The following is a 6122-nucleotide window of genomic DNA, read 5'->3' on the forward strand; positions in this document are numbered from 1 at the left end:
ATTTTGCCGTCCACGCGGTGCGCACCCAGCAGAACATGTACTGGCTGCTGATCCTGTTCGCTTTCCCCGGGCTGGGCAGCGTGGTGTATTTCTTCGCCATCTACCTGCCGTCGCTGCGCCAGACGCGCGGTGCGCGCGCCGCCACGCGCGCCATCGGGCAACTGGTGGATCCCAATCGCGCCGTGCGCGAGGCGCGCGCCGCGTTCGACCGCGCGCCGACCGTCGACCACCGCATGCGCCTCGGCGCGGCGCTGCTGGAGGCCGATGAGCCCAAGGAGGCGCTGCAGCACTACGAGGCCGCCGCCAGCGGGCCCTTCGCCAGCGATCCCGCGCTGCTGCTGGGGCTGGCGCGCGCACAGTTCGCCACCGGCGGGCACGCTGGCGCCGCAGCCACGCTCGCGCGCCTGTTCGAAGGCCAGCCGCAGGCGCGCCAGCAGGCCGATCCTGCCTTGCTGTACGCGCGCGCCCTGGCCGCCACCGATGCGCCTGGCACGCGCGCCGCGTTCGAGCAGGCGCTGACCTGCGCCAGCGACGCGGCCGCGCGCTGCCTGTTCGCGGACTGGCTGGCCGGGCGCCAGGATGCCGCCGACCGGGAGCGCGCCCAGGCCCTGTATGCCGAGATCGTGCACGACGGCAAGCACTGGCCGCGCCATGCGCGCGAGCACAACCGGGAATGGCTGCAGCGCGCGCAAGGCGCGCTCGGCAGGTCCTGAGGCCGGCCGCTTCACTGTTTCCATTGCTCCGCGTGCTGCCCCCGGCGGGCGGCGCGCGTGTTCGTACCCCCGCACTCCTCTTATCGCCATGACTCTCCTGAAACGCAAATCCATTGAAGCCGTGGCCTCGCGCCGACCCGCGCGCGGCGAGCGCAGCCGCGACGGCGCGCAGCGCGCCGATGAGCGCGCCGATCAGCGCGCCGGCAAGAAGCGCGCCGAACCCCGCGAAGAAAAGCGCATGACGCCGCGCTTCGCGCCGGTGACCTTCTCCGAGATGGACGGCGTGCGCTACCTGCACTTCGGCACCGAGTGGGTGCAGGGCGCGATGCGCCTGCGCAAGCCGGATGCCATCGAGCTGGAGTACGCGCAGCAGATGATGGCGTGGCTGCTGTTCCTGTCGCCCTCGGCGCCCGATTTCCATGTCACCCAGCTCGGCCTCGGGGCAGCGGCGCTGACCAAGTTCTGCCACCGCCAGTTCAGCAAGGCGCGGGTTACCGCCGTGGAGCTGAACCCCGCCGTGATCGTGGCCGGCCGCAGCATGTTCGGCCTGCGCGAGGACGACGCGCGCCTGACCGTGCGCGAGCAGGATGCCTGGGACTATGTGATGGACGGCACCCATGCCGGTGCGCTCGACGTGCTGCAGGTGGACCTGTACGACGCCACCGCGCGCGGCCCGGTGCTGGACACCACGGCCTTCTACAAGGCCTGCCGCCGCGTGCTGAAGTCGCCGGGGGTGATGACCATCAACCTGTTCGGCGACCACGACAGCTTCCCGAAGAACATCGTGCGCATCTGCGAGGCCTTCGAGGACCGCGTGCTGGTGTTCCCCGAAGTGCACGACGGCAATGTGATCGCGCTGGCCTTCAACGGCCCGGCGATCGACGTGTCGTGGGAAGTGCTGGAACTGCGCGCCAAGGTTGTGGAGGAGGGCACCGGGCTGCCCGCGCGCGCCTGGGTCAAGGGCCTGCGCGCGGCCAATGCGCGGCAGGAGGACGGGCTGCAGATCTAGTCTCCCTCAGCCCGCCCGGTGCCGGGTGCGGGCTTACTGCTTGTGGAAGAACTGCGCCAGCGACCACTCGTCGGTGCGCGCCTCGTACTTCAGGTCCTTGCGCATCGCCCACATCGCCAGCTGGCTGTGCGACGGGATGATGGCGTGGTCGGCCAGCGCGAACTTCGCCGCCGTGCGGGCGTTTTCCTCGCGGGCCTTGTCGCTGCTCACGGTGGTGAGCGACTTCTCGATCAGCTGGTCGAGCTGCGTATTGCTGTACTTGCCCCAGTTCCAGGTGCCGTAGCCGGTCTTGGGATTGGGCGTGCCGGTGATGGAGCGCAGCGCCACGTCGGCCGCCGCCGAGCCCCAGCCCAGCATCTCGAAGGCGAAGTCGCCCTGGCGCGCGCGCGTGAAGTAGGCGGCCACGGGCAGCGTCTCCACCTTGGTCTGGATGCCGATGCGCGTGAGCATGCTGGCGGTGGCCTGCGCCACGGCCGCGTCGTTCAGGTAGCGGTTGTTGGTGGCGTGCAGCGTCAGCCCGAAGCCGTCTGGATAGCCGGCGGCGGCCAGCAGCTTCTTGGCGGCTTCGGGGTCGTAGGCATCGGGCTTGGTGCCCGGATGGCCGAAGATCTGCGGCGAGACGATCGACGAGGCCGGCACCGCCAGGCCTTCCATGATGCGGCTGACGATGGCGTCGCGGTTGAGCGCGTGGCTGATGGCCGCGCGCACGCGCGCATCCTTGAACGGGTTCTTGCCGAGCGGCTTGCCGGCCTTGTCGGTGACGAACGGCGGGTTGTCGCGCGACTGGTCCATCTGCCAGAAGATGGTGCGCCAGGAGACCTGCTGCTCGATGCGGAATTTCGGGTTTTGCCTGAGCTTGGCCACGTCGGCCGACGGCACGCTTTCGATCACGTCGACGTCGCCGGACAGCAGCGCCGCGCTGCGCGCGCCGTTGTCGGTGATGATGCGGAAGATGGCATGGTCCCATTCGGCCTTGGGCCCCCAGTAGTCGGGGTTCTTCGCCATTACGATTTCCTGCCCGCGCGCGAAGCGCACGAACTTGAACGGCCCGGTGCCGATCATCGCCTTGCCCGAGTCGAAGTCGGCCTGGCTCAGCGTGGCCGCCACCTTCTTGGGCATGATCGGCACGCTGTTGAGGTCGTTGGCCAGGTTGGCGTAGTTCGGCACGCTCATGGTCAGGCGTACGGTGAGCGGGTCGGGCGTGTCGATGCGCGCGATCGGCTTGGTGTAGCTGGTGAAGGAGCCGGGGCTGCTGACCAGCTTCTCGGGGCGCTCGAGCGAGGCCTTGACGTCTTCGCTGGTGAACGGCGAGCCGTCGTGCCATTTGACGTTGGGGCGCAGCTTGATCTCCCAGGTGATGGCATTGACCGGCTTCCACGACAGCGCCAGGCCCGGGATGTAACGGGCGTTCTTGTCCATGAACACCAGGGATTCGAAGATATGCAGCGCGATGGCGTTGTTGGGGCCGGCGTTGTTCCACTGCGGGTCCATCGAGGTGACGTCGGCGGACAGGCCGATGCGCAGGTCCTCGGCGTGTGCCGCGCCGGCGGGCAGCATCAGCAGCGCGGCGCCGCCGAGCACCAGCGTCGCGCCGGCCCGAAGCAGGGCGCGGCGTGGCATCAGGGGCTCCAGGCGGCCGGCAAGGCGGCTGGTCAAATGGCGTGTGCGGCGGTTGGCGGTCATCGAGATGCGCTCCCAGTACGGGCCGGTCGCTTTCGCGCGGGAAGGCGTCGGCGGGTTCTCAGAAGGGGGTGACGGGGCGCGCTTGCCGGCGCCCGTGTCTACCCGGCTGCCCGCATTGTGCCGTCAAAACGACATCCATGTGCGATAGCTGCGTCATAACCTTATGTTCGCCGCCCGCACCGCGCACGTCCACCGGCGGTGCGCGGCCTGGCTCGCCGGCCCGGGCGCGCAGCCGGTAGAATCGCGCCCATGTTTGCCAACTCTCGCACCATCACCTCGGCGCAGGCCGATGTCCATGACCATCTCGCGGCCCGCGTGGCGCGCCACCTGGCCGAGCCGTTCCGCAAGCCGATCGGCGAGCCCAGCCGGCGCGCGCTGGATCTCGCGCTGCAGCAATGGCAGCAAGCCGGGGCGCCGCCGCTGATCCTCGATGCCGGCTGCGGCGTGGGCGAGAGCACGCTGCAACTGGCCACGGCCTTCCCCGGCCACTTCGTGATCGGCGTGGACCAGTCGGAAAAGCGGCTGACCGGCGGCAAGGACTGGTGGGGTGGCCCGCTGCCGGCCAACTTCACCTGGGCGCGCGCCGACCTGGTCGATGTCTGGCGCCTGCTGCAGGCCGAGGGTATCGCGGTGGCGCGCCACTACGTCCTGTATCCGAACCCGTGGCCCAAGATCGGTCACCTGGGGCGGCGTTGGCAGGGCCACGCGGTGTTCCCGGCGCTGGCCGCCTGCGGGGACTATCTGGAGTGCCGCAGCAACTGGCAGGTCTATATCGACGAGTTCGCCCAGGCGCTGGCTCTGGTCGGGCGGCCGGCGATGACCGAGGCGTGGCAGCCGGTGGAGGCCATCACGCCGTTCGAGCGCAAGTACGCGGCCTCCGGGCATGCCTTGTGGCGCTGCGTGAGCCCGCCGCAGGCGGCCTGAACGGGTTCGCGCGCAAGGCGGCGCCCGGGAATGAAAACGGCCCGCGCAAGGCGGGCCGTCGGCAAGGCGCAGGGCGCGGGCTCAGTGGAAGAGCGGCTGCTGCGTCGGCGCGTCTTCCGGCAGTTCGGCGTGGACGATCTCGCCAGAACGGTCGGCGTAGAGCGGCGTGCCGCAATCTTCGCAGTATTCGGGATCGAACAGCGCGGCGTGGCGGAAGATGTCTTCCACGCCGGCATTGCGCAGCTCTTCGCAGATCTGCTCGAGCGGGTTGTCCTTTTCGGTGGCGTCGATCTCGCCGGACTCGCGGCCATACACCGGCCAGACGATGCCGTAGATCACATCCTTCTCGCCGCGCATGGTGAAGCCCACGCGGTATTCCTCGACTTCCTCCTCGCCGAAGGCGGCCACCACCGCGGCCATCTGCCCGGCCGGCACGTCGAGCGTGCCGCACAGGTAGTTGACGGCGGCACGCACCGTGAGCGGGCGGATGCTCTTGTCTGATTCGCGGCAGGAGAGGAAGAAGGCGTCGGGCAGCAGCAGTTCGAACTCGCAGCCCGGCAGCAGCAGCGCGATCGAGGGCTGGACCTGGGTCCGCCATTGCTCCAGGCACACCGAGCGCTCGGCGTGATGCTCCTTCACATCTTCCTGCCAGCGGAACAGGGCCTGCTCGTGCGGYGCCACCACCACGGCCAGCAGRTAGCGCGGRTCGGCCAGGATGGGCGCSGTCTCSGGCAGGTCGCGCAGGTCGACCTTGGGCGTGGTGCCCGACATCGCCGCCGATACCAGCTTGTAGGTCAGCGCGAAGGTGTCGCAGTGCGTGCGCGGCAGCTGGTCGATGCTGTAGAGATAGGGCGACAGCGCCATGCGCGTGTCCGCAGCCAGCACATGCGCCTGCATGTGCACCGACAGCGTCTGCGCCAGCTCGGGCTTCAGGGCGCCCGAGGGAATGGCGTAGCGCGTGTGGGCGAGGATCGGCGCGGCGATCAGCAGGGCGTCGTAGCTGACACCGTCGATTTCGACAGTGGCGGACTCGGCCAGGGTCTCGGCTTGCTCGGCTAGCACGTCGGAGGCGTCGGCGTTGTGCTTGAACAGGTGTTCGAGCGCCGCGTCGAGCGCGGACTGGCTGCCGTTCTTCAGCAGCCGGCCCAGGCGCAGCGAGAGCCGCCGCTCCCAGTATCCATCCTCCATGCGGCTGCCCGAGGCATCGAGCGCGAGCGCATCGGCCACCAGACGCTCGGCGTCAGGCGAAAGACGTTGGGTAGCCTTGGGGCGAAAACCTGCCATAAGTCGAGATCATCCGTTTTTCGGTAAAACGGTATTCTACTCGCTGCGTTGACAAAACATGGCGTCCGGTGCAGCAAAGGCAGTGCTGCATGGCGTCACAGCGGGCCTGCATGGCCGCGCAGCCGCACTTATTTTTGCGCGGGGGCCGGCGATGTCTCCGGCGCGTGGCTTTCCACGCCGTGCTGCTCGCCGCCGATGGAGATGTCGCCACCGCCCTTGGTGAGCAGGTAGAGGGCTGCGCCGGCGATGACGATGAAGGCGATAAAGATCTTGACCATGTTGTCTCCAATAGTCCAATAGGATTGCGCGTTTGAAGCAACCGCTGCAAAGCCGGCCGGCATGGCCGCCGCGCGCTGCTTTCTTCTTGTTGCCGGGCAGTGTGGCAGGGCAGGCTTGCATGGAACTTACAGGGGCCGGCGCGCTACGGAGCCATCCGGGCGGCGCGCGCTGCGCTTTCATGCCACCCCGGCGCCGGCAGCCCAAAAGAAAAAACGCCGCTGGCCGCGGCC

The 6122-nt window shown here is 69.0% G+C and carries 6 protein-coding genes; 3 read left to right on the forward strand and 3 right to left on the reverse strand.

Going from position 1 to position 6122, the window contains the following annotated elements:
• On the forward strand, positions 1-713 hold a 713-nt coding region (locus tag AC1DO7_RS38630), incomplete at its 5' end, for a hypothetical protein (RefSeq protein WP_477117373.1).
• Between the two features lie 88 nt (positions 714-801).
• Complete coding sequence (locus AC1DO7_RS38635) at positions 802-1722, forward strand: class I SAM-dependent methyltransferase (protein WP_441624272.1); 921 nt, start codon at positions 802-804, stop codon at positions 1720-1722.
• A 33-nt stretch (positions 1723-1755) separates the two neighbouring features.
• Here the strand turns inward: AC1DO7_RS38635 and AC1DO7_RS38640 are convergent, their stop codons facing one another.
• Positions 1756-3342 carry an ABC transporter substrate-binding protein gene (locus tag AC1DO7_RS38640; RefSeq protein WP_441624274.1) on the reverse strand — a complete coding sequence of 529 codons (1587 nt, stop codon included), beginning with the start codon at positions 3340-3342 and terminating at the stop codon, positions 1756-1758.
• A 312-nt stretch (positions 3343-3654) separates the two neighbouring features.
• Here AC1DO7_RS38640 and AC1DO7_RS38645 point away from each other — a divergent pair, with 312 nt between their 5' ends.
• Positions 3655-4329, forward strand: coding sequence for a methyltransferase domain-containing protein (locus AC1DO7_RS38645; protein ID WP_441624276.1), 675 nt, complete (start codon positions 3655-3657; stop codon positions 4327-4329).
• A gap of 81 nt (positions 4330-4410) precedes the next feature.
• Here the strand turns inward: AC1DO7_RS38645 and AC1DO7_RS38650 are convergent, their stop codons facing one another.
• Positions 4411-5613, reverse strand: a complete 1203-nt coding sequence (locus tag AC1DO7_RS38650; RefSeq protein ID WP_441624278.1) for a DUF2863 family protein — start codon at positions 5611-5613, stop codon at positions 4411-4413.
• A gap of 128 nt (positions 5614-5741) precedes the next feature.
• Entirely contained in the window at positions 5742-5891 is a 150-nt protein-coding gene (locus tag AC1DO7_RS38655; RefSeq protein WP_441624280.1) for a hypothetical protein, read from the reverse strand.
• Positions 5892-6122: the final 231 nt, after the last annotated feature.

This window comes from Cupriavidus sp. 05N40 (assembly GCF_056397305.1).